We start from the raw sequence: 25,844 nt of genomic DNA on the forward strand, positions 1-25,844 counted from the left end.
CTGTTATTTGTATAGATTTTACTACAATTTTGCTAATATAATGGTATGAAACGATAAAAAACGCTTTTATATAATAAAATATTGATTTATAATAAGTTTAGGCCTCGCCATGAAAACGCATAAATTTTAAACAGATGAAAAAAATATTGAAAATTGTCGGGATTGTTCTGGGAATACTAATTGTGTTCCTTATAGCTGCACCATTTTTATTTGAAGGCAAGATTATAAAAATTGTGAAAAATACCGTGAACAAAAACATAAATGCCGATTTCGATTTTACCGATGCCGACGTTAGTTTGATTACCAGCTTTCCCAATGCTTCGGTAAATGTAGAAAACCTAAGCATTATCAATAAAGCCCCATTTGAAGGCGATACATTGGTATATGCAAAAAATGCCAACATTAGTTTGCCGTTTATGCAAATATTCAATAAAGAAGGAGAACCTTATTCGGTTAATTCCTTTAGCATAGACGGAGCCGTGGTGAACGTTTATGTGGATGAAAATGGCAAGGCAAATTACGATATTGCAAAAGAAACAACCAATGAAGCCCCTGCAACCCCTGCCGAAACTCCTGAAAAAACCGATGCTCAAAGTAGCAGTAATGTTTCTTTAAATATGCAAAAATACGAGATAACAAACTCAAAAATAAAGTATTACGATGAGCAGGGGAAAATGTATTTTGAACTGACCGATTTTAACCATTCTGGAAAAGGAGATCTTTCGGCTACAAAATCTGAATTGGATACCGAAACCAGTGGCTTGCTTTCTTTTGAAATGGACAACGTTAACTATTTTAGTAAAAACCCAATCCAGCTCGATGCCTTGTTGGGCATAGATTTGGCCGAAAATAAATATACATTTCTTGAAAACAAGGCAATTATAAATCAGTTGGAACTGGTTTTTGACGGTTTTATAAAGGTGAACGAAGACAATCAAGAAGTTGATATTACCTTTAAAACGCCTTCGTCGGATTTTAAAAATTTCCTGGCCGTTATTCCAGAAGAATACTCAAAAGACATACAAAATGTACAAACCACCGGAGATTTTATGGTGGCAGGAAAAGTAAACGGAACCATAGACGATACGCATATCCCAAAATTTGATGTTGCCATACAGTCAAACAATGCGTCTTTTAAATATCCAGATTTACCGCAGGCCGTAAGCAATATTACCATAGATACTAAAATTGCCAACGAAACGGGCCTCATGGAAAATACCTATGTAGACATTAATAAACTTACGTTTAAAATTGCCCAGGATGTTTTTAGCGCTCAGGCACATATTAAAAATATTACCGATAATCCATTGGTAAATGCCAATTTAAAAGGGCGTATCAATTTGGCAAATTTATCCAATGCATACCCTTTTTCACTGGATACGCCGCTTAAGGGAATTTTAGATGCTAATCTTTCTACCGCTTTTGATATGAATTCGATAGAAAAAGAACAGTATCAAAATACAAAAAACAACGGTACATTGGCCTTAAAAGGATTTGAATATTCATCTGAAGAAATGAAAAACCCGGTACAGATTACCAATGCCGAGGTTACTTTTAACACTTCCAATGTTTCCTTGAACGCTTTTGAAGCCAAGACCGGGCAAACCGACCTATCGGCCAAAGGTTCCATACAAAACCTATTGGGCTATATGTTTAACAAAGAGACCTTAAAGGGAAATTTCACATTGAATTCCAATACTTTTGCGGTGAACGATTTTATGATGGAGGAAACCGAAGCTGCGCCAAAAGATAAAGAAGCAAAAGAAAATCCAGAAGAAAATAAAGAGAAGTCCACCACAACAGGGGGAGCAAAGGAAGAAGAACTTAAAATCCCTTCTTTTTTAGATGCTACCATAGCTGCCAAGGCAAACACCGTTATTTACGATAACTTACAGTTAAAGAATGTGTCCGGCACGCTCATCGTCCGCGATGAAACCGTAAGATTAAAAGACTTGACCTCAAGTTTGTTCGGTGGAAATATAGCCGTAAACGGGTCGGTATCCACAAAAACAGAAACGCCAACTTTTAACATGGACCTCAGCATTAAAAGTTTTGATATATCACAATCCTTTCAGGGCATGGACATGCTACAGGCTATTACGCCCATAGCCCAAGCATTGAAGGGGAAACTTAACTCCAATTTATCGTTAAAAGGAAACTTAAACAGCGACTTTACGCCCAATTTAATGTCGGTTTCCGGAAATGCCCTTGCAGAAGCGCTCGTGAGCGGTTTTGACCCAGAAAAAGGAAAAATGTTAAGTGCGCTTAGCAATAATTTAGACTTTTTAAACTTTAAAGAAGGAGAAACCAAGGATGTAAAAACAAGTTTGACTTTCGACAATGGAAAGGTGAACGTAAAACCATTTCATATAAAATATAAAGATATAGACATAGAAGTTGCCGGTAGCCACGGTTTTGACAAATCGATTGATTACAATGCTACTTTTAACGTACCGGCCAAATATTTTGGAAAAGATGTAAATAATTTATTGGCCAAGCTTAACAATCCCGATGCCAAAAACATTACGGTTCCCGTAAAGGCCAATATTGGCGGGACATATAGTAGCCCCTCAATTTCTACAGATGTAGATAAAACGGCTTCTGCACTTACCCAGAAGTTAATTGCCATGCAGAAAGATAAACTGATAAACCAGGGAGGCGATAAAATAAAAGATGCCATAAGCGGACTTATAGGCGGGGGGACAGCAAAAGACAGTACAGCGGCCCCAGGAAGTAAAGCCGCAGATTCTACAAAGGCCAAGAAACAGGAGCAAGTAAAAAATGCAGCAAACGATTTAATAAAAGGGTTGTTTGGAAATAAAAAGAAAGATACTGCCAATCAAAAATAGCAGGATTGTCCAAAATAAATAGTATACAACAATTAGCCACCGATACATATCGGTGGCTAATTTGTTTGTAGAAGCCCATGATTATAACGGTATATGATAAATATTTACAAAACTTGAAGAAAATATATTATATTTGCTGCCCGAAAAATATTCAATATTTTGTAGCTTATTATAAGAAATGGACAAATGCCAGCAGTGTATAGTTAGAAAATTTAGTTCATTAAGGAGCCTGAACGAGGAAGAACTATTAAATATTTCAGATTGTAAAACTTCCCAACATATAAAAAAAAGGCGAATCGCTGTTAGGAAGGTGATTTTATTCAAGGCGTTTTTTGTATTAAATCCGGAATTTGTAAACTCACAAAATTATCATCAAACGGAAAAAGCCAAACAGTAAAGTTTATAAAGAAAGGTGATTTATTGGGGCAGCGTAGTATTGTAAGTGAAGATAGGATAAAATTGTCCAGGGAAGAGCTTGCCAGTATTGTTGGAACTGCAACAGAGTCGATAATAAGAGTGGTTTTCAGTTTTTCCAAGGAAGGGCTTATTGCCGAAGAATTGTACCCCGAGCTAAGCTTCCAACAAAGCAATAATTTCATGCGTACCTTGCATCTTGGCATGGTCGTATGCGGTATGCCCGCGGGAATCTTTCATAGAACGGTCTGCGCCGTTTTCTAAAAGGATTTTTACAATTTTGCTTCTCCCAAATGTTGCAGCATATATCAATGCCGTTGCATTATTGCCATTAACAAGGTTTACATTGGCGCCACTATTGATCAGTAGTGCTGCAATTTCAGTAAACCCTTTAAAACAAACTCCCATAAGGGCCGTATTTCCCGAGGTGTCCTTTGCATTTACATCTGGGTTATGGGCCAAAATGGCTTTGGTAACATCAATATCGCCATAATAGGTTGCCAAAAGAAGCGGAGTGGATCCCCTTTGATCTTTAGTATTTAATAAATTTGGGTCTGCTTTCAATAATGTTTCGATAACATTCTTTTCGCCATTGCGTATAGCGTTAAATAGAGCTTCTGTTTTCATGCAATAATTTTAATTAATTAAGCCGGTGTACCGTTTTTTATACAACGGTATTATCAAAAATACAATTTTATGGTTATTGTCTTTTAGATTTTTTAATGTCAATATAAATGGAAGGGCTAAATGAGTTCATTATAAATAAGCGACTATTATCGTAATTAAAGGTCAAATAAATATATTAATCAAAAATAAAGACGTTACTTTGCGCCATTAGCAATGAAGCACATACAAAATTTGGTATTTTATCCTTCCGAGATTTTATTATCCCACTTTTTTTTGACTTTATGCCATAGATACAAACAGCAAACTTAGCGTAGGCTTTATTGTTTGCATTATTCTGTATCGATTTAACAAATTTAAATTATTATACAATGAAAGAAGGGACAGTAAAGTTCTTCAACAGAACAAAAGGTTTTGGATTTATCACAACATCAGACAGTAACGAAGATATCTTTGTACATGAAAGTGGTTTGATCGACAACATTAACGAGAACGACAAAGTAAGGTTTGAGACCGAAAGAGGTAAAAAAGGAATGAATGCCGTAAACGTAGAAGTAATAGACTAAGTACTTTAAAAAAAACAAAACCATCTCTCACGGGATGGTTTTTTTATTAATTAAAAAAATAGATACATGCTTATTATCCCGATAAAAGAAGGAGAAAATATTGATAGGGCTTTAAAAAGATACAAACAGAAATACAGAAAGACACAACAACTTAAAGTGTTGCGAAGCAATCAACATTATATAAAGAAATCGCAACAGCGTAGAGAAGAGGTTGCTAAAGCCATATACAAGCAAGAGTACCAAAGAAAGTTAGAGGATTAGAACCCCCCTAACCTTTTTTGTAGTACCCATTTCATTATTTAGGGTGCAACGTGTATGTTTACCACAAGGCCTTCATTGGCACGGATATTAAAAACAGTTTGGTCTTCAAATATCAGGTATTGCCCTTTAATACCCTTAAGGACTCCTTCGTATTCGGGTGTTTTCCCTAGATTAAGGCTTTTAGGTTTTAGGGGGTACGCTGCCACCGGAAATGTTATGTGGGTTTCGGTATTGTTTTCAATAAAATAAGGCAAGACTTCTTCTGGGATATACTGTTTAAGGGTTTCCCGGTATTTGGGGAGATCTTCGTCGATAATATCGTTTTGAAGCATTTTACGCCAATTGGTCTTGTCGGAAATATGGTCTTTTAAAGCTACTTCGGTTATGCCTGCAAGGTATCTGTTGGGTACTTCAACAATTTCAATGGCCTCGTGTGCCCCTTGGTCGATCCAGCGTGTGGGCACCTGGCTTTTCCGGGTCACGCCAACTTTTATGCTGCTCGAATTGGCAAGGTAAACAATATGGGGCTGGAGCTGCACTTCTTTTTCATAGGTCAGGTCACGGTCCTCAATATCTAAATGCGCTTGGCTTAGTTCTGGTTTTAAAATCCAATCGGCTGCTTTTGGTGTTTCAAAAAAACAGCTTTTGCAAAATCCCTGTCGGTATATGGGCTTGTCCAAGTGGCATGATAGGCATTCGAATTTTACAAACTTTATAGCAATCTTTTTATCTATTAACTGATTGAAATTGATGTAATTATTTTCAAAAACCAAATAATAATTCACGGGTTCCGTATATTCAGTCTGCATTTTGGTGAGTACACCTTCGAACATGATAAAAGTTTTTTCCTATTTTTATCAAATATAACTTAAAAAAATGCCAATTCCATTATTTAATTCTATTGCTTCTTGGTTCTTGAAAAAGCGGTTCCATCAAATGGAATTGTTTTTAAAATATCCGCAGGAAGTACAAACGGAAGTACTTACCCATTTAATGACGGCGGCAAAAGATACAGAAATAGGCAAGCGTTATGCTTTTGGTGAAATAGGCGCTTATGAAACTTTTTCCAATAGGGTGCCCATTGTACGTTATGAAGATATAGAGCCTATGATAGAGCGTGTCCGCTTGGGCGAAAACAATATCTTTTGGCCAACGCCCATAAAATGGTTTGCAAAAAGTAGCGGGACCACGAACGCCAAGAGCAAATTTATTCCTGTGAGCAACGAATCGCTGGAAGATTGTCATTTTAAAGCTGGAAAAGACATGCTTTCGCTATATTTTAATAACAATGAGGAATCCAAGCTTTTCTCGGGTAAAAGTTTACGTTTGGGGGGCAGCAAGGAATTGTATCAAGATAATAATACCTTTTTTGGCGATCTATCGGCCATTATTATAGACAACATGCCTTTTTGGGCAGAAATGAGCAGCACGCCCAGTAACAAAGTTTCCTTAATGAGCGAATGGGAAAGTAAGTTGGCCGCCATTGTTGAGGAAACTATTAAGGAAGATGTTACAAGTTTGGCAGGTGTGCCTTCCTGGATGTTGGTGCTGCTGAACGAAGTCTTGGAAAGAACCGGAAAAAATCACTTGTTTGAAATTTGGGAGAATTTAGAGGTGTACTTCCACGGAGGCGTAAGTTTTAATCCGTACAGGGAACAGTATGAACGTTTGTTGCCCCGGAAAAATTTTAGGTATTATGAAATATACAATGCTTCTGAAGGTTTTTTTGCTATCCAGGACCGGAATAATTCTGATGAATTGTTACTGATGTTGGATTATGGAATTTTTTATGAGTTTATCCCGATGGAACTCTACGGAACCCCGCAGGAAAAAGTAATTCCCATCTGGAACGTGGAGACCAATAAAAATTATGCCATGCTTATAACCACAAATGCTGGTTTATGGCGCTATTTAATTGGCGATACCGTTCGGTTTACTTCTACCGATCCCTACCGTATAAAGGTTACCGGAAGGACAAAACACCATATAAATGTATTTGGCGAAGAACTTATTATTGAAAATGCCGAGGAAGCACTACAACGGGCCTGCAAAGAAACGGGTGCGGAAATAGTAGATTACACCGCCGGACCTATTTTTATGAAAGGGAAGGAAAAAGGTGCCCATGAATGGCTAATAGAATTTAGGAAGTTGCCCGATAACATGGAAAAATTTACAATTGCCATGGATGAGGCCTTAAAATCGTTAAACTCTGATTATGAAGCCAAACGATATAACAACATTACACTAAATTTTCCTACGCTCCACATTGCCAGGAAAAACCTGTTTTACGATTGGCTTAAAAAATACGATAAATTGGGCGGCCAACATAAAATACCAAGACTTTCCAGCAATAGGCACTATTTAGAAGAATTGCTGGGCATGAACGGGTAGTTTATAAGCATAAAAAAACCGCCCAGGAATTTTGGACGGTTTAAATTTATATGGCACTTTCTAGTTTAAGAAACTGCTTTCAGTTTATTAATAGTTACTTTGGTCAACTTGTCCTCGACATATGCCTTGTCTACAATTAGCTCGTTTTCTTTAGAGCTTGGCAGTTCAAACATAGCATCGGTAAGGACTGTTTCGCATAGAGAGCGCAGTCCGCGTGCACCAAGTTCGTATTCAATGGCTTTTTCAACTATATAAGCCAAAGCTTCATCGCTGATTTCAAACTTAATATCGTCCATTTCAAACAATTTGGCATACTGTTTTATAATGGCGTTTTTTGGTTCCGTTAAAATGGAGCGCAATGTTTTTGCATCGAGCGGGTCCATATGTGTTAAAACGGGAAGACGGCCAATAATTTCAGGTATTAAACCAAATTCTTTTAAATCTTTAGGAATAATGTATTGCAAAAGGTTGTCGCGGTCTATCATGTCTTTCTTTGCAACACTGTAGCCTACGGCCTGCATGTTAAGCCTTTTTGAAATATGCCTGTCAATACCATCAAAAGCCCCACCGGCTACAAACAATATGTTTTCGGTGTTGACCTCAATAAACTTTTGGTCTGGGTGCTTTCGGCCTCCTTTGGGCGGAACGTTTACAACAGTTCCTTCCAATAGCTTTAGCAATGCCTGTTGGACACCTTCGCCAGAAACGTCCCTTGTAATGGATGGGTTATCGCTTTTTCTGGCAATTTTGTCAATTTCATCAATAAAAACAATTCCCCTTTCTGCTTTTTCCAAATTATAATCGGCAGCTTGCAGTAGGCGGGTCAATATGCTTTCTACATCTTCTCCTACATACCCGGCTTCGGTAAGTACGGTAGCATCTACAATTGCCAAAGGTACATTGAGCATCTTTGCAATGGTCTTGGCCATTAATGTTTTACCGGTACCGGTTTGCCCGACCATGATAATGTTACTTTTTTGTATTTCGATGTCGTCTTTACTGGCTGGCTGCAATAATCTTTTGTAATGATTATACACTGCTACAGACATTACTTTTTTAGTAACGTTTTGGCCGATAATGAACTGGTCTAAATACTCCTTGATCTCGGCCGGTTTTTTTAAGACCAATTCTGATGATAATTCGCTGTTTTTAGATTGTTGCGATTCTTCCAATACAATTCCATGTGCCTGTTCGATACAGCGGTCGCAAATATGGGCATCCAATCCTGCAATAAGCAAGTTGGTTTCCGGTTTTTTTCTTCCGCAGAATGAACATTCTAAATCTTCTTTCGCCATTTCTTTTTATTTGTAAAAATGCAATATATGCACTTTCTATTTAAAAATAGAATTATAAATGGTTGGTTTTATGATTATTGGGTGTTTTTTTAGTTTCTAACAAGAACTTCGTCGATCATTCCGTAGTTCTTTGCTTCTTCTGCTTTCATCCAATAATCACGGTCGCTATCTTCGGTTACTTTTTCCATGCTCTGGCCAGAATGCTTGGCAATTATTTGGTATAGCTCGTCTTTCAATTTTAAAATTTCCCTGGCAGTAATTTCAATATCGCTTGCCTGTCCTTGTGCACCGCCCAAAGGCTGATGGATCATGACGCGGCTGTGCGGGAGTGCAGAACGTTTTCCTTTTTCCCCGGCACAAAGCAATACTGCGCCCATCGATGCGGCCATTCCTGTACATATGGTTGCTACATCGGGTTTTATGTATTGCATGGTGTCGTAAATACCCAGGCCTGCATATACGCTCCCTCCGGGGGAGTTAATGTATATTTGGATGTCTTTGGATGCATCGGCACTTTCCAGGAACAATAATTGTGCCTGAATAATGTTTGCAACTTGGTCGTTAATCCCGGTGCCCATGAAAATAATCCTGTCCATCATCAATCTGGAAAAAACATCCATGGCAACAGCATTTAACTGCCGTTCTTCAATAATGTTCGGGGTAAGTCCAACGGGAGTCATGGCACTTATTATCTTGTCGTAATACATACTGTTGACCCCTCTATCTTTAGTGGCAAATGCCTTAAATTCTTTTTCGAAGTTCATATAATTTTAATTACTTTTTTTAAGACGTAAAAAGGCGTTAAAACTTACGGTTTAACGCCTTAAAGATACTTAAATTATTTTACAAGGGTTTACCCGTAAACTTCTTTAACAAAGTTTTCGTAAGTAACCTCTTTTGTCTTTAAATTTGCTTTTTCTTTATAAAGGTTTACCAGTTTTTCGCTCATTACCTGCTCAGATAATCTTTTGGCTTCTTCCTGGTTTGAAAGCACCCTTGCGGAAATATTTTCCAATACTTCATCTTCTGGATCTGTTTGCCCAAACTGTGCCATTTGCATGCTTACGTATTTTTTGGCAAAATCCTTAAGCTCGTCGTAGCTAACCTGAAGGTTGTTGTCGTTTATTATTTTCCCTTCGATAAGCTGGTATCTTAAACCTTTTTCTGATTTTGAATATTCTTCGCTGGCTTCTTCATCCGAAAGGTTGTTTTCACCGGTTGCCTGGATCCATTTTTTCAAAAATACATCCGGAAGGTCAAACTTGGTGTTTTCGACCAGGTTCTCGGTAATATCGTTCAAAAGTTTTTGATCTGCCTGTTGTGCGAATTGCTTTTCGGCATCTTCCTTGATCTTGGCCCTCATTTCTTTTTCAGAAGTTACCGTGTCTTTGCCAAAAAGTTTATCGAAAAGTTCCTGGTTTAGTTCGGCAGCTTCACGCTTGTTTATTTCGTCGATGGAAAAAGTAACATCGATGTCCAGGTCGTGCGCTTGATCGTGATCTACTTTTAGGTAGTTTATAAGGTCATGGTCATCTTCAAAAAGGTTTTTGGTTTTTAGTTCCAAGGTATCACCAACTTTTGCGCCAACAAATTTGCCAAGGTTTCTTTTTCCTTTTATTTTATCAAGGGTGAACGTTACGCGGTTTTCAATTTCTTTTTCTTCATTTTTAAAAACCCCGGTTATTTCGCTTTCTTCGGTTGCTTCATCTTGAGAAATTAATTTTCCGTATTGTTTGGCAATACGGTCAACCTGCTCGTCGATCATTTTATCGTCGGCAATAATTTGGTAATGGGTAATTGCTTTTTTAGTTTTCAAATCTACGTCAAAAGCAGGAGCAAGACCCAGTTCAAATTCAAAAGAAAAGTTTTCAGAATCCCAATCAAGGTCATCCTGTGCCTTAGGAAGCGGGTTTCCAAGAACATCTAGCTTTTCTTCGGTGAGGTATTTGTTTAACGAATCTTGAAGTAGTTTGTTTACCTCGTCAACTAGAACAGCTTTTCCGTATTGCTTTTTAACCAATCCCATGGGAACGTGCCCTTTTCTAAAACCTGGAATGTTTGCAGTTTTGCGGTAATCGGTCAAGATTTTATCAACTTTATCGCTGTAATCTTCTTTTTTAATTGCAACTTTTACTATTGCATTTAAGTCGTCAATTTGCTCTCTTGTAATATCCATTCTCAAAAAAATTTAATAGCCCTTAAATGGGCATGCAAAAGTAAAACATTTTCAAAAGTTAACCAAGTTTTTAAAAGGCTGATAAACAAAATATTAATTTTTATTTAACACCTTTTGGTTTTATGGCCAAAAAACGTTCGTAAAATACCCTTAAATGAGCTTTGGATATGTTTTTTCTTTCTTATTCTGAAGAAATCAGCGACTCAAAAATAGATTGTAAAATGGATAGCAATAAACTAAATAGTAACGCCCACCATATATTTACTACCGAAAATCCTCCTACAAAATAATCGGCCAGTAAAATAATGACGGCATTGATGATAAGTAAAAACAGGCCCAGTGTTATAATGGTAACGGGCAGGGTCAATATAACCAAGATAGGTTTTACTATAAAATTTAAAATGGCCAGTACCACGGCAACTATTATGGCGGTCCAGTAGCTTTCTACGCCAACTCCGGGAAGTATTTTTGCAAGGATAACCACCGAGATTGCGGTTAACAGAATTTTGATTATAAACTTCATGGCTTAAAATTATTTTGGTTGATTTATTAAAGATATAAAAAAAGCGCCTATTTTAACAGTAGGCGCTTTTTAAATGTTCTAGCTATGTTGTTTTACTTGACAAAAATAGTGGGGTAATTGCCGGGGTTTACTTTTGGAACCGTTGCATTGTATTTTTTATTGATGGCATCAATAAATGCATTGGCAACTACTGCATAACCACGTTGCGTTAAATGCACGCCATCTAGCGAAAATGCACCACCGGTACCAAAATCGGCTGTTATGGTCCCGCCATCAAAAGGTACACCGCCATTGGCGAGTTGCTTTAAAATTGCGTTTACATCCACAAAAGCAAGGTCGTATTGGTCTGCCAACGCTTTAATGGTGGTGTTATATGCAGCTTGCGCTGTAGAAACATGTGTTTGTTCCGTTATGGTTAGCACTTGGGTGTCGTTTAAAGGAACACCAACTCCAATTACAGATTGTGGGTTGTCGGGATCTGCCAAAGTGCCTAAAACCGAAGAAACCGGTAACGGGATTAAGTCTTCTTCTGTTGCTTGCCTCATATTGGTCAACGCAGGGTTAACAGTGGTAAGGTCGGTTAGGTCCTCGTCCAACAACACGACCGGGTTTTGCCCAGCACTAAACTGTATGGTGCGCTGTGCGGCTTCTTCGGCAGTAATCAACCCGATAGCCTGTACTTGCTGTAGGCCTGCATTGTATGGTGCATAGGCTTGGTTTAGTGCTTCGGCTGTTTGCGCATCCAGAGGAATGGCATTATAGGGAACGGTTGTAAAATAGGCAATAGAAGTAACTTCGGGAACGTTTGCCACGACACCTTTGGCGCCTGTGCTTGTTAAGGCTTTAAGTTCTTCGTTATACACACTTGCGAATACATTTGGGTCGGTAATATCGTTATAACCATATGTTGTTGGGTCTGTGTTGCCGGTTTGGTCTTCCCCGTCACCCCCTTGGGAAGCATAGCTTAAAATGTCGTTGCTTCCTATCCAAAGAGAAAAGAAAGTTGGATCTTGCGCTACGGCATCCCCAATAACCGTTGCATCTGTTGACGATGCTATACGGACAAAGTAAGGATTGGCGCTTCTATTCTCTACTCCTGCAATATTCCCGTAACCAGGTGCGAGCAAATGGAAACTTTTGGCGCCCGGCATCCCCATATTGTTAAAAGGACCGTCTAGATGGTTGGTAATATCGGTTGTTGGGGTCCCCTCAAGAGAAACGGGAGCCCTGTTGCCTTCGGCATCGATCTGCAATACCAACCGGGTTCCGCTAATTACTTGGCCTCCGTTTAGCAATCCGCCTAAATTATCATCAACCAACGGCTGTATAAAGTCGCCCCCTCCGGCCAACCCAAATTGTCCGGCCATAATTGCGGGGTAGGAGTTTTGTTGCGCTTTTAGGTAAAGTGCATTATCGGCAAAACCGGCAGTTAAGGAATTACCCACGGAAACATAATTGGAAAAATCGGCATCGCCATTGGTGTAAAAACCTTGTTCGTTAACGGGGTCGTTAAATTCTGGTTGGCAAGCAGTAAAGGTTATTGCTGCTAGAGAAATATATAATAGTTTTTTCATTTCATTTAGTGTTAACATGTGTTAAAATCCATAAGTGATTCCCAGGCCTGGCACAAATGCATTGTTCTTGTAGGTGCCTCCAAACGGTACATTTTGTCCGTCTTCCTGATAATAATTGTACGATTCGTCTACTTCATCAAAATGAACATATAAGAAAGAAGCATCCAATGCAAAACGATCACTGATTTTAAATGTAAACCCGCCTGTAAAATTATTGGAGTCGTTTCGTGGCGTTTCGGGTGCAAAATACCCAGATCGTACCGGAGATTCGTCAAAGTAATATCCGCCTCTTAATATAAAGCGCGGCGTTGCTTTGTACTGAACCCCTAAACGATATACCGATGAATTTTTGTAGTTTCTTGGGTTTAAGGATTCTGTTCCGTTGCTGAATATAACGTCCAGTGCCTGGTAGGCATTCCAGTATACCCTGTTATAGTCAAAAGCTACAAGCCATTTTTCGTTAATGGTATACGAAGCACCTACCGAAAGTTCGGCAGGCAAGGGCAATGAAGCGTCAAAAGCTACGCCTTGGTATTGCCCGGCGACCGCAGAAGGCAAATTTTGAAAATCGGCATCGCCATCCTCGGCGTTCATGTCTATTTTGGAGCGGTAATCCACACCAAGGGTAAACTTTTCGGTAGGCCTGAACATCATGCCAATATTGTAGCCCCATGCTGTAATGCCGCTGTCATCGATAGTGACATTCGACCTGTTTCCGTTCACATCTGTAGTGCTACGGTCTATATTTCTGTTGAAATTAACACTTCCGGTTGCAAAAATAGGCCCACCACCAATACTTAATTTATCGTGTAATTTAATTGACAAAGTAGGCTGAAAAAATATTGCCGAAAGGCTAATATCGTTAATCAAGTGCGAGCCTTCCCAATCGGTTGGGTATTCCACGCTACTTCCGTAAGGTGTGTAAACACCAAGGCCAACGCTTGCCCAATCGTTTATTTTGTATGCTGCATAGACGTTGAATGGAGTGGAAACGGAATTGTTGTCTTCTGTATGCCAGCCGTATTGTTCGTTTTGAAAACTGATATTTGCAAAAACGGCATTTGCCCCTAAGCTAACCGTAAATTTTTTATCCAGATACGTAAGTCCGGCCGGATTGAAGAAAACCAACTCTGAAGAATTAATAACAGCAACCCCGGTATGTCCCATGGCAAGCTGTTTTTGTCCCTGAAGCGCAATACGGTAACCTCCGGCATAAGAAATGGCACTAATTAGCAACACCATAGCCAGTAGCGTAAGTTTTTTCATAGAATTAATAATTTATAAATGTGTGAATATTAGCATTTCAAAATTAAGACAATATTAATTATATCCAATTTTTAGGGCATTGATATTTCAAATTCGATAAAAAATTAACATTTATCTACTTAGAAAATGAAGGGATTTTTCGAAAAACTGTTTTGGGTTTTCTGCATGTAGCCAATGCCCGGCATTTTCCACGGTTTCTATTTTAGCATTTGGGAAATGGGTGTGGATAATATCGGTATCGTTCGGAGAAATATATTCAGATTTGGAGCCCCGCAGGAACAGTGTTTTGCCGTTAAAAGATTTTTGAGAGGGCAGGGGCTCTCCAATTTCTTCCTGGGCATTGCTTAAAACGGACAGGTTAAACCTAAAAGCTAGGGTTTCTTTTGTTTTCCAATACAGGTTTTTAAGTAAGAATTGGCGCGTTCCCCAGTCGGAAATATAATCGGACAATTGTTCGTCGGCTTCGGTCCTGGATGTTATTTTATCAAAATCAAGTGCATTGAGGCCGTTTAATATATCTTGATGGTGCGGCGGGTAATATTTAGGGGCAATATCTGCAACCAAAAGCCTTTTTATCAATTCGGGCTGTGTAACCGCCAAGAGCATGGCAACCTTTCCGCCCATGGAATGGCCAATAATGTTAATGTCTTCCAAGTTGTTCAGGTCGCAATAGTTTAGAATGTCGTCAACCATGACCTCGTATGAAAAATCTTCTGAATGAAAACTCCTGCCGTGATTTCTCAAATCTATCAAATGAACCTCAAAGCCGGCTTCGGCATATTTGGTGCCCAGCGTTTTCCAGTTGTCGGACATTCCCAAAAAACCATGAAGTATTAACAATGGTTTTCCTTTTCCTATGATTTTAGATTTTAATGTTCGCATTTTTTCAGTAGAAAATTTAAAGTTTGTAACGTTGAAAAGATAAAAGCGATGCCTTTTTGCGGTTTCGGTATTGCGTCACCTCTTTTAATAAAAAAACTATTTCAGCCTTTGCAAATACATTTGTACTACATTTTCCAGCCCTAGGTAAAGCGACTCTGCAATAAGGGCATGGCCAATGGAGACCTCCAATAAATTTGGGATGTTCTGTTTGAAATAAGCTGTGTTTTCAAGGTTGAGGTCGTGCCCGGCATTTATGCCCAATTTGGCCTCGCTGGCCATTTTGGCGGCTTCTATATAAGGATTTATGCCGTTTTTGTCTCCCTTTGCAAAAGCACTTGCATAGGCCTCGGTATAGAGTTCTATACGGTCTGTGCCCGTTTTGGCCGCACCTTCGACCATTTTGGCGACGGGATCTACAAAAATGGAGGTTCGGATGCCGTTCGCCTTAAATTCAGCAATAACATCAACCAAAAAATCTTTGTGTTTTATGGTGTCCCAGCCGGCATTGGAAGTAATGGCGTCTTCGGCATCGGGTACCAAGGTTACCTGTGTGGGCTTTACCTCCAAAACAAGGTCGATAAAACTTTTTATGGGGTTTCCTTCAATATTAAATTCGGTATAAACCACCGCAGGCAAGTCCCGTGCATCTTGATAGCGGATATGGCGTTCGTCTGGCCTTGGGTGTATGGTAATGCCCTCGCCCCCGAAATCCTGAATGTCCTTTGCGGTTTTTAATAAATCGGGCACATTGCCTCCCCTGGAATTCCTTAAAGTGGCAATTTTATTTATGTTAACGCTTAACTTTGTCATAAAATAAAAATTCAAAATACATTTCAAGGCAAAAATACAAACTAAAGGCTGCATTTTTGTGCTAGAAATTGATTAATTTGCCAAAGAAATAAGCTTGTTATGAACATACATTCTTATATAAATAACGATGTGCTGCCATTGTTGCCCAATTACCCTGTGAAAATGGTACGCGGGATGTTTTCTAATTGCACCAACACACACATCCCGGTAGTGGAAGACAATAGGCTTTTGGGGAATATTTCTGAAGATGATGTACAGGGGTTCGACCCAGATAAAAAAATAAGCGATTATCTCTATGCGCTCGACCTTTTTTATGTGCAAAAAAGTACCAACTGGCTGGACGTTTTGGAAGCCTTTGCAAAATTCAACTCTAATATTTTGCCTATTTTGGACGAAAACAGTATTTATGTTGGATATTACGAACTGATTGATATTATGAGCTTGTTTAAAGAAACGCCGTTTTTAAATGAGCCCGGCGGAATTTTAATCGTAGAAAAGGGGCATACAGATTATTCGTTTAGTGAAATATCCCAAATTGTTGAAAGTAACGATGGAAAGCTATTGGGCGCCTTTATCTCCAACGACGAAGAAGATGTAACCCAAATCACCATGAAAATAGGGAATATCGGCCTTAATAACATCATTCAAACTTTCAGGCGCTATAATTATAATATTGTTTCCGGAAATGAAGAAGATTCTTATATTGAAGGCCTAAAGGCACGTTCTGATTATTTAAACAAGTTTTTAAAAATTTAACCCGCTCGCTAGAGCGTTTAGCTTCTCAGCTATTGAAAAGCCCGGGAAGTTGATTAAGAAAAATTGTTAAAACCTATGAAAGTCGGTATTTACGGTCAATATTACAAAGAAGATTCAGAAGAGTACATACTTAATTTGTTAGAGGTGCTACAGGTAAACAAGGCCGAAGTTTTTCTGGAAGCGGGCTATCTTGACCAAATAAAAGAATCGTTAGGGATAACCACAAACTATAGAACTTTTGCCTCTTTTGAAGACCTCGACAATTCCTTCGACCTTTTTTTAAGCCTTGGCGGAGATGGGACCATGCTCCGCACCGTGTTGTTTGTCAGGGATTTGGATATCCCGATTTTAGGAATAAATACGGGTAGGTTGGGTTTTCTGGCCACAGTACAAAAAGAAAACATACAAAAAGCAATAGAGGAAGTTATGCAAAATGGCTTTGAAGTAAAAAAAAGGGCCTTGCTGCAAATAACTACCAATACACCAATGGAAGACCAGACCGAAGTTAATTTTGCGCTTAATGAAATTGCAGTAAGCCGCAAAAACACAACCTCCATGATTACCATTGCAACATGGCTCGACGGGGAGTACTTAACATCTTATTGGGCAGATGGGCTTATTGTTGCAACGCCAACGGGTTCTACCGGTTACTCGTTAAGCTGCAACGGCCCCGTAATTGCGCCAAGTACCGATGCCTTTGTGTTAACGCCAATAGCGCCCCACAATTTAAATGCACGCCCGCTTGTTATTCCCGATAAAACAAAAATTAAATTAAAGGTAACCGGGAGAGAGGACAATTTTTTGGTCTCGCTAGATTCCCGTATTGCAACGCTTAACAACGAAACAGAAATAATAATAGAAAGAGCCCCGTTTACCATTAAATTGGTAGACCTTAAAGGAGAGAGTTTTCTTAAAACGCTCCGAAAGAAACTTTTATGGGGGGAAGATAGGCGTAATTAAACCCCATGAAAACAATAAATTCACACAAAAATTGTTTTTACTAGCACATTCATTACAATGATATTACTTATAAAATATCATAATGTATATATTTGCAAACTTTGAAAGGTATGAATTTTAGAATCTTAGCCATAGCGATTATGTTAACCACAAGTGCAACTTATGCTCAAATGTTTGAGGTAGGTGCCTTTGTAGGGGGCAGTAATTACATAGGAGACGTAGGGTCTTCTTGGTACATTAAGCCTAATAGCTTTGCGGCCGGAGGGTTGTTTAAATGGAATATTAGCCAAAGATATGCATATCGGGCTTCTTTTACATTTTCTACAATACACGCGGCCGATAAAGATTCTGACAATTCTGCCAGGCAACAACGCGACTATAGTTTTTCCAACGGTATCTTGGAAGGCTCGCTGGGGATGGAGTTTAACTTTTTAGAATTCGATTTAAGTGAGTTTTCACGATCGGTTACACCTTATTTATATGGTGGGGTATCTGTTTTTTTGCATGATGAATTATATTATGTAAATAATAATGCCCAAGTATCTGGAAATAAAACTACATTTGCAATCCCTATGGCAATAGGGGTTAAAGGTAAAATAAACACACGCTTCGTTTTGGCAGCCGAAATTGGAGTGCGTTACACTTTTACCGATAACATAGATGGCAGTAACCCTAACACGCTGTTGGCTAATAATGACGATTTGAAGTTTGGAAATATCTTTAGCGACGACTGGTACGTTTTTTCTGGCATTACCTTAACGTATACCTTTGGAAAAAGACCATGTTACAGCTGTTTTGATTAATGAGTAATGAGTGAAGAATTAATTAATAAGAATAACCTACCCGAACATATAGCCGTTATCATGGATGGTAACGGAAGATGGGCAAAACAAAAAGGAAAACTTAGGGTTTTTGGTCATGAAAATGGGGCAAAAGCCGTAAAGGAAGTCGTTGAAGGCTGCGCAGAAATAGGGGTTAAAAACTTAACGCTCTATGCTTTTTCGACCGAAAACTGGAACCGCCCAAAGATGGAAGTAGATACTCTTATGAAACTTCTGGTATCTTCACTAAGAAAAGAACTACACACTTTAGTAGAAAATAACATCAGGCTTAAAATTATAGGCACCATAGAGGCCCTTCCCGAAACAGCACGAAAAGAACTTCTCGAAGTAATTGAAAAAACCAAGCAGAACACCCATATGACGCTCACTATAGCATTGAGCTACGGGAGCAGGGAAGAGCTTAAAAATGCTGTAATTGAGCTATGTACTAAAGTTAAAAATAATATAATTTCTATCGATTCTATTGACGAATCAATAATAAATAATCATCTTTACACGCATGATTTGCCCGATGTAGACCTACTTATCAGGACAAGTGGAGAGCATAGAATAAGTAATTTTTTGCTTTGGCAGATCGCCTATGCTGAGTTGTATTTCACTAAAACGCTATGGCCCGATTTTACCAAGGAGCATTTGTGGGAAGCAATAATAAACTATCAAAACAGAGAACGTAGATTTGGAAAGACAAGCGAACAACTTAACTAAAAATATCATGTGGAAACGATATTTAGGTGTATTCATATTATTACTTTTAACCTTTACTAAATATGCCACTGCTCAGGAAACTACTATCGATAAGGGAAAAAAATACATCCTTGGCGGTATTGAGGTAACTGGCGTAAAGAGTTTTAACAAACAGACCGTAATTACATATACCGGTTTGAGGAACGGACAGGAAATTACCGTTCCCGGCGAACAAATAAGCAAGGTAATAAGCAAATTATGGGGCCTTAACCTCTTTAGCGACATTAATATATACAAAACCAAAGTAGAAGGGAATAAAATATTTTTAGAGCTTAACGTTACAGAACTTCCTACACTTTCAGATGTCAAGGTAACCGGAATTAAAAAGAAAAAGGTAGAAGATATCGTTAAAGATGCCGACCTTAAAAAAGGAAAAAAAGTAACTGAAGGTTTTATTGCCAATACAAAAAATTACTTGCTGAACAAGTACAAAAAAGAAGGGTATTACAATACCAAGGTAAATATCAATACCATCCCAGATACTACTGAAACCAATGCGGTTAGAATGGTAGTGGCAATAGACCGTGGGGAAAAGGTTAAGGTGAAGGACATTGTTTTTGAAGGAAATGAAAAATTAAGCGATAACAAGCTTAAAAAGGCAATGAAGAACACCAAAGAAAAATTCTTTGGCCGCTTCTGGAAAAAATCAAAATTTATCCCAGAAGACTTTAAAACCGATCTTACTTCTATTGTAGATAAATACAAAGAGAACGGTTATCGTGATGCACGCATTACTTCCGATTCGATAATATTTAACGACGACAACACCTTAGATATCAATATTAAATTACAGGAAGGCGAAAGGTATTATTTTGGTGATATAGATTTTGTTGGGAACACCGCATATTCCGATGAATTCTTAGGAAGGATACTCGGTCTTAAAAAAGGAGATGTATACAACGGGGTGCTGTTCGATAAACGCATAGCCGACAATACAAAACCCGACGGAAGGGATATTACAAACCAATATCAAAATAATGGCTACCTTTTCTCGCAGATTAACCCGGTTGAAGTTTCGGCAAAAAACGACACTATAGATTTCGAGATTAGGATTATAGAAGGGAAATTGGCATATTTTGAAAATGTAACGGTTTCCGGGAACGATAAAACCAATGACCATGTTATCTACAGGCAATTGCGCACAAAACCAGGGCAATTGTACTCTAAAGACAATGTGGTAAGGACCATTCGTGAACTTGGACAATTAGGATATTTCGATCCCGAAAGTATAAATCCGCAAATTAAAGATGCGAACCCCGAAGCAGGAACTGTAGGCATAGATTATGGAGTGGTAGAAAAAGGCTCCAGCCAGATCGAACTTCAAGGAGGCTATGGCGGTGGCGGTTTTATTGGTACCTTGGGCCTTTCGTTTAATAACTTTTCAATTAGAAATATATTAAAAGGAGAGGCATACAAGCCAGTGCCAATGGGAGACGGCCAACGTTTGTCATTGCGTTTACAGGCCAGTAGGTATTTCCAAACATATAGTTTTTCCTTTATGGAACCATGGTTGGGCGGCAGGAAGCCAGTGCAGTTCTCAACATCAATTTCCAGGACGCTTCAATTTAGGTATAACCCAAGAACTGGAGATGCCGATAAAGATGCCCGTTTTGTAATAACTGGAGCAACCGTTGGTTTGGCAAAAAGACTGCAATGGCCGGATGATTACTTCCAACTATCGCACGCATTGAGCTTCCAGCATTACAACCTTCAAAATTATTATACATCATTGTTTACCTTCGGGAACGGTTATTCCAATAACTTGGCATATACCATTGCGCTTTCAAGAAACAATACTTCTGTAAATCCAATATTTCCCATGGCGGGATCAGAGTGGAACATTAGTTTAAAACTTTCACCGCCTTATTCATTGTTCAATAATATTGATTATGCTAATCTAGGAGACGATCCGGAATACCAAACTATCAATGCTCAAAATGAAGTAGTCCCCGATCAAGCAAAAATAGATCAGGAAAAATATAAATGGCTGGAGTTTTATAAAGTAAAATTCAGCGGGAACTGGTATACCAACCTTGTGGCAAAACTAGTGCTTAAAACAGGAGTTGAATTTGGGTTTCTAGGTGCATATAACGACGATCGCGGGGTAATTCCTTTCGAACGGTTTTTCCTTGGGGGAGACGGTTTAGGGAATTATACGCTAGACGGAAGGGAAAACATCGCACTAAGGGGGTATCCAAATCAGTCGCTGTCTGGACAGGATGGTTCTACGGTATATAATAAATTCTCGTTAGAACTAAGATATCCCATCACATTAAAGCCAACGGCATCAATTTACGGACTTACCTTTGTCGAAGGTGGGTCGGCATACGATAATTTTAACACCTATAATCCTTTTAACCTTAAAAGGTCGGCTGGTGTAGGGGTGCGTATATTTATGCCTGCCTTTGGTTTATTGGGGATAGATTTTGGTTACGGATTCGACCCAATTCCAGGAGAAATAGAGCCAAGTGGATGGCAAACACACTTTATTATTGGTCAACAGTTTTAATTTGGCATGATATTTTCTATGGATAAATATGTTATTATTAAGGTATGACATATGAAAAATAAGAAATTTTTGTTTTCTTCGTATACAGAAACAAAACTATAAAGTAATGAAAACATATGTTCTTTTATTATTGATGGCTATAATGACCGTTTCCGCAAGCGCCCAAAGAGGTGTTAGGATTGGTTATGTCGATATGGATTACATTTTGCAAAATGTAGAGGAGTATCAGGCAGCAAATAAACAGCTGGCCGATAAAGTGCAAAAATGGAAATCTGAAGTAGAAGACCAAGAAAGTACAATAACAAAAATGAGAGCCGATTTAAATGCTGAAAAAGTGCTTTTAACCAAGGAATTGATACAGGAAAGAGAAGAAGAAATCGATGCGCTTGAAAGTCAAATGAAGGATTACCAACAAGACAGGTTTGGTCCACAAGGAGATTTGGTAAGGCAACGCAGCCAGTTGGTAAAACCAATTCAAGATCAAGTTTTTGATGCTGTACAGGAAATTGCCGCCAATAAAAAATACGATTTTGTTTTTGATAAGTCTGCGGATGTTGTTATGTTGTATTCCGATAAGCGTTACGACATTAGCGAGCAAATATTGAGAAGTATAAACGTTACCCGGAAAAAAGTCGACAGGCAGGAAAAAAGCAGCGCACTGGAAGAATTTGAAGAACCAGACCCTGAATTAAAAGCAAGAGAAGAAGCTTACGAACAGAAAAAAGAAGACAGAGCCGCCGAAATTGAAGCAAGAAGGGAAGCAAAGCTTAAAGAAATCGAGGCCAGAAAAAAAGCCTACGAAGAAAGAAGGCAAAAAATGTTGGAAGAACGTGAAGCTAGAAAAAAGGCAAAATTAGAAGAAAGAGAACAGTTAAAAAAAGAAAATAACAATTCAAACGCTACGGAAAACGAAGAGGGAGAATAAATCAATTAAATAACAAGTAACACATTTTTAGAAATTTTAGAAAATCATGAAACAGTTTAAAAAATTAGTAATTGCGGTTGTATTAGTTGTGGGATCAGTGAGTTTTGCTAATGCACAAAGTAAAATAGCGCATATCGATGTTCAAAAATTGGTCGAAGATATGCCAGCCATGAAAGCGGCGCAAGCTGAATTGCAGAAATTGGGTGAAAATTACCAGGCAGATATTAAAACAAGCTACCAAGAGCTTCAAAACAAAATGACACTTTATAAAAACGAAGCTGGTACCAAATCTCAGGAGGAAAACCAAAAAAGAGCCCAGGAAGTAGATGGAATGCAACAGAGTATCATGCAGGCGCAACAACAGGCACAACAGGAACTTTCTAAAAAAGAAAGAGAATTATTGCAGCCAATCCTTCAAAAAGCCAACGATGCTATCCAAAAAGTTGGTAGGGCACAAGGTTTCGATTATGTATTGGATTCTTCAACAGGGTCTGGAGTAATATTAGCCGACGGTAAAGACTTATTGGCTGATGTAAAAAAAGAACTTGGATTTTAATCCGAAAATAAAATAAAAATATACATAAAAACTGCCTGCATAAATGTAGGCAGTTTTTTATTTTTACATACTAACCGAAATCAGGTTAATATGAACTCACAACCTATAGGAATATTTGATTCAGGTGTTGGCGGTACCTCCATCTGGAAAGAAATCCACCATTTGCTTCCGGGAGAATCCACCATTTATCTGGCAGATAGCAAATATGCACCCTACGGGGAACGGCCGCAAAAAGAAATCCTTCAGCTAAGCATTAAAAACACAGAATTCCTCCTTTCCCAAAATTGCAAGGCAATAGTAGTGGCTTGCAACACGGCAACAACAAACGCAATAGATTACTTAAGAAAAAATTATAAAGTGCCATTTATAGGGATCGAACCGGCCATAAAGCCAGCGGCATTAAATTCCAAGACCGGGGTTGTTGGTATATTGGCAACAAGGGGTACATTAACAAGTGGTTTGTTTGCCAAAACATCGGCCCTGTATGCCAAAGACCGAAAGGTGATTGAACAATTTGGCGACGGATTGGTCCCCCTTATTGAAAACGGGATGGCGAACAGTAAAGAAATGCATCAGTTGCTACAAAAATACCTACGGCCAATGATGGAAGAAAAAGCCGATTATTTAGTATTGGGCTGTACACATTACCCGTATTTAATTCCGCAGTTGAAAAAAATCTTGCCAACATCGGTCACAATAATCGACTCTGGAGAAGCCGTAGCAAAACAGACCAAAACGGTCTTGGAGAATTTTCAATTATTGAATACGCACGCTATGGGTGCTTCATACATATTCCATTCCAATGCCGATGAAAAAGTATTGGCTTCTTTGCTAAAAGACTATAAGCAAAAAATAGTAGTAAGCCATTTAGATTTTTAAACCTCTTTGCAAATGGTAATAAAAGCAGCGGGAATCCACATTCCGCAAAAAGAAAAAGAAACGCTAACTACTTCCCAGCCTTCAGACGTTATCTTTTTTAATTCTTCTTCCACCAAAACCATCAACTTTTCAGTAGAGTACATATGGGTTTTTCTTATAATTTTGTATTTTTTTGCCATGATATAATCAGCTATATGTATTAACAATCCTCTTTGTACCTTGGTAATAACCTGCCCCAAAAATATTTAGATGTACCAATAAATAGTATAGTTGCCAAAGCTCCAATCGGTCTTCCCAATTAGGTTGAAGCGGAAATATTTCATGATATGCATTAAAAAGCATTTGGTCAAAACCACCAAACAGATGCATCATGGAAATATCCATTTCGCGTGGAGCGTAGCAAACGGCAGGGTCGATCAGGCATGGGTTTCCGTGTTTGTCCACCAAGTAATTCCCGTTCCATAAGTCTCCGTGAATTAAGGACGGGGCCTCATTTGGGAGTAGGCTTTTCAAATTAGTATAAAAAGAATCAATATTTTTAAAAGAAAAACCTTTTTCGGCAGCAAGTTTTATTTGGGGCTCTATACGTTCTTCAATGTAAAAATCAACCGCATTTATCTGTTTGTTGTTTTGTTGGTGCAAACTCCCAATATAATTATCGCTCACAAAACCAAAATAAGGAGCCGGATTTTTGTGCAAATGGGCAAGCTTATGCCCAAAATCAACCCAAAAAACATCCTTTTTTCTGCCAGTTTCAATATATTCCATCATAATAAACGAAAAATCACCAACATTGGCGCAATCCATAACTTTGGGAATCCTTATACTATTTGTGGCCCTTAATGCATTAAGCCCGGCAGCTTCTTTTTCAAACATTTCCGGGAATTTTTCGGCAGAATTTATTTTAACCACATAATTATTTGTGTTGATGGATATTTTGTAAACCTCATTAATGTCGCCGGCAGAAAGCGCAGTATATACCGGTGTACCGGAATCTAAATAATCTTGAATATAGGTTTTTAAAACATCAGGGATCAAATCAAATCACTTTTTTCTCACATAGGTTAAATAAGTATAAGCATAGTTGTGCCTTTCGTCCTTATGGTGCAATTCACTTGAAGTAAGCTCCCATTCATTTTCATCTATTGCAGGAAAAAAAGCATCTGCTTCAAATTTGCCGTGAACCCGTGTCAGTTCAATCTTTTCGGTAAAGGGTAGCCCCAGCTTGTATATTTCCCCGCCGCCAATAATAAAAGGTTGGCTGTCCTCCTTTGCCATTTCCAAAGCGGTTTTTATGTCATTTACCACAATACAGTCCTCCCCGGCATTATAATCTTTTTGGCGGGTAACAATTATATGCTTTCTGTTTGGTAATGGACTTGGGAAACTCTCAAAAGTTTTTCGCCCCATAATAATTGCATGCCCCGTTGTTAGTTTTTTAAATCTTTTAAAATCATCTGGCAAATGCCAAACCAGATCATTGTCTTTTCCAAGCGCATTGTTTTCCGCTGCCGCGGCAATAATTGTAACCATTAACTATAAAGTGTTTTTTTGGTTTTCCTCCATGGGGAACTCCTTTTCTACTTCTTGTTGCAATTTAGCAATCCTGTTCTTTTGTTTGGTAATTAATTTCTCGCGTTGTTCCCGTTCCCATTCTTTCCCCAAAAACTTGCTCGTAACAAAAACATTTATAAAATGTATTAGCAAGATAAACGCCCATAAGGTAATACCCCACACAAACCAATTGTATTGGTCGCCATACTTAAGCACCTTGTTAATTATAATCATAAATACGCTTCCGAACAAGAAGAACACAAAATGGTAATACAGTCGCCTTTTTTGCCTGATCCTCGATTGCGCATTCTCTATCAGTTCATGTTGGTCGAGATCGATCTCTTTCAGCTCCTTAGTTTTATTTTTTGAAAACATAACCCATTTAATTTATATAAAGTTACAAAATGAAACCAAATGTATAGATTAAAATAACAGATGTTTACAAGTTAATAAAAAACGGGGCGTTCCCTCCATTGCATTCGGGCCGT

Annotated in this window: 27 protein-coding genes; 13 read left to right on the forward strand and 14 right to left on the reverse strand. The window is 38.5% G+C overall.

From position 1 onward, the window contains the following. Positions 1-134 precede the first annotated feature (134 nt). Positions 135-2,849, forward strand: a complete 2,715-nt coding sequence (locus tag UXI14_RS07760; protein ID WP_335965653.1) for an AsmA-like C-terminal region-containing protein — start codon at positions 135-137, stop codon at positions 2,847-2,849. A gap of 348 nt (positions 2,850-3,197) precedes the next feature. Next, positions 3,198-3,527, forward strand: a complete 330-nt coding sequence (locus UXI14_RS07765) for a helix-turn-helix domain-containing protein (protein WP_335965673.1) — start codon at positions 3,198-3,200, stop codon at positions 3,525-3,527. Here the strand turns inward: UXI14_RS07765 and UXI14_RS07770 are convergent. Next, positions 3,420-3,890 (reverse strand): ankyrin repeat domain-containing protein, encoded by a 471-nt coding sequence (locus tag UXI14_RS07770; RefSeq protein WP_335965654.1) that lies wholly within the window; start codon positions 3,888-3,890, stop codon positions 3,420-3,422. The two genes, UXI14_RS07765 and UXI14_RS07770, sit on opposite strands and share 108 nt — an antisense overlap. A gap of 368 nt (positions 3,891-4,258) precedes the next feature. Here UXI14_RS07770 and UXI14_RS07775 point away from each other — a divergent pair, with 368 nt between their 5' ends. Together UXI14_RS07775 and rpsU are read left to right on the forward strand one after the other, a co-directional pair. Further along, complete coding sequence (locus tag UXI14_RS07775) at positions 4,259-4,453, forward strand: cold-shock protein (protein ID WP_277899638.1); 195 nt, start codon at positions 4,259-4,261, stop codon at positions 4,451-4,453. Positions 4,454-4,519: 66 nt separating this feature from the next. Beyond that, positions 4,520-4,714, forward strand: a complete 195-nt coding sequence (gene rpsU / locus UXI14_RS07780) for a 30S ribosomal protein S21 (protein WP_277899637.1) — start codon at positions 4,520-4,522, stop codon at positions 4,712-4,714. A gap of 38 nt (positions 4,715-4,752) precedes the next feature. On the opposite strand, the gene UXI14_RS07785 is transcribed toward rpsU, so the two are convergent. After that, entirely contained in the window at positions 4,753-5,550 is a 798-nt protein-coding gene (locus tag UXI14_RS07785; protein ID WP_335965674.1) for a DUF2797 domain-containing protein, read from the reverse strand. A 40-nt stretch (positions 5,551-5,590) separates the two neighbouring features. On the opposite strand from UXI14_RS07785, the gene UXI14_RS07790 reads away from it, so the two are divergent. Then, positions 5,591-7,105, forward strand: coding sequence for a GH3 auxin-responsive promoter family protein (locus tag UXI14_RS07790; RefSeq protein WP_335965655.1), 1,515 nt, complete (start codon positions 5,591-5,593; stop codon positions 7,103-7,105). Positions 7,106-7,170: 65 nt separating this feature from the next. Here UXI14_RS07790 and clpX read toward each other — a convergent pair whose 3' ends face one another. The 8 genes from clpX to UXI14_RS07830 all read right to left on the reverse strand — a co-directional run bounded on the left by clpX (position 7,171) and on the right by UXI14_RS07830 (position 15,631). Next, entirely contained in the window at positions 7,171-8,400 is a 1,230-nt protein-coding gene (gene clpX, locus UXI14_RS07795) for an ATP-dependent Clp protease ATP-binding subunit ClpX (RefSeq protein WP_277899635.1), read from the reverse strand. A gap of 89 nt (positions 8,401-8,489) precedes the next feature. Next, positions 8,490-9,164: an ATP-dependent Clp endopeptidase proteolytic subunit ClpP gene (gene clpP / locus UXI14_RS07800; protein WP_335965656.1), complete on the reverse strand. Its 675-nt coding sequence runs from the start codon at positions 9,162-9,164 to the stop codon at positions 8,490-8,492. Positions 9,165-9,253: 89 nt separating this feature from the next. Further along, positions 9,254-10,576, reverse strand: a complete 1,323-nt coding sequence (tig, locus tag UXI14_RS07805) for a trigger factor (RefSeq protein WP_335965657.1) — start codon at positions 10,574-10,576, stop codon at positions 9,254-9,256. Positions 10,577-10,757: 181 nt separating this feature from the next. Then, positions 10,758-11,099, reverse strand: coding sequence for a phage holin family protein (locus UXI14_RS07810; protein WP_335965658.1), 342 nt, complete (start codon positions 11,097-11,099; stop codon positions 10,758-10,760). 92 nt (positions 11,100-11,191) lie between these two features. Continuing rightward, a complete protein-coding gene (locus UXI14_RS07815; protein WP_335965659.1) occupies positions 11,192-12,673 on the reverse strand; it encodes a G-D-S-L family lipolytic protein in 1,482 nt (493 codons plus the stop codon). A 21-nt stretch (positions 12,674-12,694) separates the two neighbouring features. After that, positions 12,695-13,939 carry an OmpP1/FadL family transporter gene (locus UXI14_RS07820; protein ID WP_335965660.1) on the reverse strand — a complete coding sequence of 415 codons (1,245 nt, stop codon included), beginning with the start codon at positions 13,937-13,939 and terminating at the stop codon, positions 12,695-12,697. Positions 13,940-14,050: 111 nt separating this feature from the next. After that, a complete protein-coding gene (locus UXI14_RS07825) occupies positions 14,051-14,821 on the reverse strand; it encodes an alpha/beta fold hydrolase (protein ID WP_335965661.1) in 771 nt (256 codons plus the stop codon). A 96-nt stretch (positions 14,822-14,917) separates the two neighbouring features. Then, positions 14,918-15,631 (reverse strand): pyridoxine 5'-phosphate synthase, encoded by a 714-nt coding sequence (locus tag UXI14_RS07830; protein ID WP_335965662.1) that lies wholly within the window; start codon positions 15,629-15,631, stop codon positions 14,918-14,920. Positions 15,632-15,730: 99 nt separating this feature from the next. On the opposite strand from UXI14_RS07830, the gene UXI14_RS07835 reads away from it, so the two are divergent. The 8 genes from UXI14_RS07835 (at position 15,731) to murI (ending at position 23,802) form a co-directional block, all read left to right on the forward strand. Continuing rightward, positions 15,731-16,387 carry a CBS domain-containing protein gene (locus UXI14_RS07835; protein ID WP_335965663.1) on the forward strand — a complete coding sequence of 219 codons (657 nt, stop codon included), beginning with the start codon at positions 15,731-15,733 and terminating at the stop codon, positions 16,385-16,387. Positions 16,388-16,462: 75 nt separating this feature from the next. Then, positions 16,463-17,347 (forward strand): NAD kinase, encoded by an 885-nt coding sequence (locus UXI14_RS07840; RefSeq protein ID WP_335965664.1) that lies wholly within the window; start codon positions 16,463-16,465, stop codon positions 17,345-17,347. Positions 17,348-17,457: 110 nt separating this feature from the next. Beyond that, the gene (locus tag UXI14_RS07845; protein WP_335965665.1) at positions 17,458-18,150 is read left to right on the forward strand and encodes a DUF6089 family protein; all 693 of its coding nucleotides are present in this window, start codon (positions 17,458-17,460) and stop codon (positions 18,148-18,150) included. A gap of 6 nt (positions 18,151-18,156) precedes the next feature. Beyond that, positions 18,157-18,894, forward strand: a complete 738-nt coding sequence (locus UXI14_RS07850) for an isoprenyl transferase (protein ID WP_335965666.1) — start codon at positions 18,157-18,159, stop codon at positions 18,892-18,894. A gap of 7 nt (positions 18,895-18,901) precedes the next feature. Beyond that, on the forward strand, positions 18,902-21,442 hold the full coding sequence (bamA, locus tag UXI14_RS07855) for an outer membrane protein assembly factor BamA (protein ID WP_335965675.1): 2,541 nt from the start codon (positions 18,902-18,904) through the stop codon (positions 21,440-21,442). A 106-nt stretch (positions 21,443-21,548) separates the two neighbouring features. After that, positions 21,549-22,367: an OmpH family outer membrane protein gene (locus UXI14_RS07860; protein WP_335965667.1), complete on the forward strand. Its 819-nt coding sequence runs from the start codon at positions 21,549-21,551 to the stop codon at positions 22,365-22,367. A gap of 46 nt (positions 22,368-22,413) precedes the next feature. Further along, positions 22,414-22,923: an OmpH family outer membrane protein gene (locus UXI14_RS07865; protein ID WP_277899622.1), complete on the forward strand. Its 510-nt coding sequence runs from the start codon at positions 22,414-22,416 to the stop codon at positions 22,921-22,923. 90 nt (positions 22,924-23,013) lie between these two features. After that, entirely contained in the window at positions 23,014-23,802 is a 789-nt protein-coding gene (gene murI, locus UXI14_RS07870) for a glutamate racemase (protein ID WP_335965668.1), read from the forward strand. Here murI and UXI14_RS07875 read toward each other — a convergent pair. From UXI14_RS07875 to UXI14_RS07890, 4 genes are read right to left on the reverse strand one after another with little or no spacing between them, the layout of a single operon-like run. Beyond that, positions 23,799-23,981 (reverse strand): hypothetical protein, encoded by a 183-nt coding sequence (locus UXI14_RS07875; protein ID WP_335965669.1) that lies wholly within the window; start codon positions 23,979-23,981, stop codon positions 23,799-23,801. The genes murI and UXI14_RS07875 overlap by 4 nt on opposite strands. A 7-nt stretch (positions 23,982-23,988) precedes the next feature. Beyond that, entirely contained in the window at positions 23,989-24,840 is an 852-nt protein-coding gene (locus tag UXI14_RS07880; protein WP_335965670.1) for a fructosamine kinase family protein, read from the reverse strand. Positions 24,841-24,846: 6 nt separating this feature from the next. After that, entirely contained in the window at positions 24,847-25,335 is a 489-nt protein-coding gene (locus UXI14_RS07885; RefSeq protein WP_335965671.1) for a dihydrofolate reductase, read from the reverse strand. A gap of 3 nt (positions 25,336-25,338) precedes the next feature. After that, positions 25,339-25,731, reverse strand: coding sequence for a 2TM domain-containing protein (locus UXI14_RS07890; RefSeq protein WP_335965672.1), 393 nt, complete (start codon positions 25,729-25,731; stop codon positions 25,339-25,341). Positions 25,732-25,844 lie beyond the last annotated feature (113 nt).

This window comes from Galbibacter sp. PAP.153 (genome assembly GCF_037029175.1).
Classification (GTDB): domain Bacteria; phylum Bacteroidota; class Bacteroidia; order Flavobacteriales; family Flavobacteriaceae; genus Galbibacter; species Galbibacter pacificus.

What these genes read in the sequence shown, in the direction of transcription:
- UXI14_RS07875 (WP_335965669.1), bottom strand. Translation starts at nt 23,981, where the DNA reads ATGGCAAAAAAATACAAAATTATAAGAAAAACCCATATGTACTCTACT.
- UXI14_RS07845 (WP_335965665.1), top strand. Translation starts at nt 17,458, where the DNA reads ATGAATTTTAGAATCTTAGCCATAGCGATTATGTTAACCACAAGTGCA.
- UXI14_RS07815 (WP_335965659.1), bottom strand. Translation starts at nt 12,673, where the DNA reads ATGAAAAAACTATTATATATTTCTCTAGCAGCAATAACCTTTACTGCT.
- UXI14_RS07810 (WP_335965658.1), bottom strand. Translation starts at nt 11,099, where the DNA reads ATGAAGTTTATAATCAAAATTCTGTTAACCGCAATCTCGGTGGTTATC.
- UXI14_RS07770 (WP_335965654.1), bottom strand. Translation starts at nt 3,890, where the DNA reads ATGAAAACAGAAGCTCTATTTAACGCTATACGCAATGGCGAAAAGAAT.
- UXI14_RS07760 (WP_335965653.1), top strand. Translation starts at nt 135, where the DNA reads ATGAAAAAAATATTGAAAATTGTCGGGATTGTTCTGGGAATACTAATT.
- UXI14_RS07830 (WP_335965662.1), bottom strand. Translation starts at nt 15,631, where the DNA reads ATGACAAAGTTAAGCGTTAACATAAATAAAATTGCCACTTTAAGGAAT.
- UXI14_RS07890 (WP_335965672.1), bottom strand. Translation starts at nt 25,731, where the DNA reads ATGTTTTCAAAAAATAAAACTAAGGAGCTGAAAGAGATCGATCTCGAC.
- UXI14_RS07865 (WP_277899622.1), top strand. Translation starts at nt 22,414, where the DNA reads ATGAAACAGTTTAAAAAATTAGTAATTGCGGTTGTATTAGTTGTGGGA.
- clpX (WP_277899635.1), bottom strand. Translation starts at nt 8,400, where the DNA reads ATGGCGAAAGAAGATTTAGAATGTTCATTCTGCGGAAGAAAAAAACCG.
- clpP (WP_335965656.1), bottom strand. Translation starts at nt 9,164, where the DNA reads ATGAACTTCGAAAAAGAATTTAAGGCATTTGCCACTAAAGATAGAGGG.
- UXI14_RS07840 (WP_335965664.1), top strand. Translation starts at nt 16,463, where the DNA reads ATGAAAGTCGGTATTTACGGTCAATATTACAAAGAAGATTCAGAAGAG.
- UXI14_RS07850 (WP_335965666.1), top strand. Translation starts at nt 18,157, where the DNA reads ATGAGTGAAGAATTAATTAATAAGAATAACCTACCCGAACATATAGCC.
- UXI14_RS07790 (WP_335965655.1), top strand. Translation starts at nt 5,591, where the DNA reads ATGCCAATTCCATTATTTAATTCTATTGCTTCTTGGTTCTTGAAAAAG.
- rpsU (WP_277899637.1), top strand. Translation starts at nt 4,520, where the DNA reads ATGCTTATTATCCCGATAAAAGAAGGAGAAAATATTGATAGGGCTTTA.
- UXI14_RS07860 (WP_335965667.1), top strand. Translation starts at nt 21,549, where the DNA reads ATGAAAACATATGTTCTTTTATTATTGATGGCTATAATGACCGTTTCC.
- tig (WP_335965657.1), bottom strand. Translation starts at nt 10,576, where the DNA reads ATGGATATTACAAGAGAGCAAATTGACGACTTAAATGCAATAGTAAAA.
- UXI14_RS07835 (WP_335965663.1), top strand. Translation starts at nt 15,731, where the DNA reads ATGAACATACATTCTTATATAAATAACGATGTGCTGCCATTGTTGCCC.
- UXI14_RS07885 (WP_335965671.1), bottom strand. Translation starts at nt 25,335, where the DNA reads ATGGTTACAATTATTGCCGCGGCAGCGGAAAACAATGCGCTTGGAAAA.
- bamA (WP_335965675.1), top strand. Translation starts at nt 18,902, where the DNA reads ATGTGGAAACGATATTTAGGTGTATTCATATTATTACTTTTAACCTTT.
- UXI14_RS07775 (WP_277899638.1), top strand. Translation starts at nt 4,259, where the DNA reads ATGAAAGAAGGGACAGTAAAGTTCTTCAACAGAACAAAAGGTTTTGGA.
- UXI14_RS07825 (WP_335965661.1), bottom strand. Translation starts at nt 14,821, where the DNA reads ATGCGAACATTAAAATCTAAAATCATAGGAAAAGGAAAACCATTGTTA.
- UXI14_RS07820 (WP_335965660.1), bottom strand. Translation starts at nt 13,939, where the DNA reads ATGAAAAAACTTACGCTACTGGCTATGGTGTTGCTAATTAGTGCCATT.
- murI (WP_335965668.1), top strand. Translation starts at nt 23,014, where the DNA reads ATGAACTCACAACCTATAGGAATATTTGATTCAGGTGTTGGCGGTACC.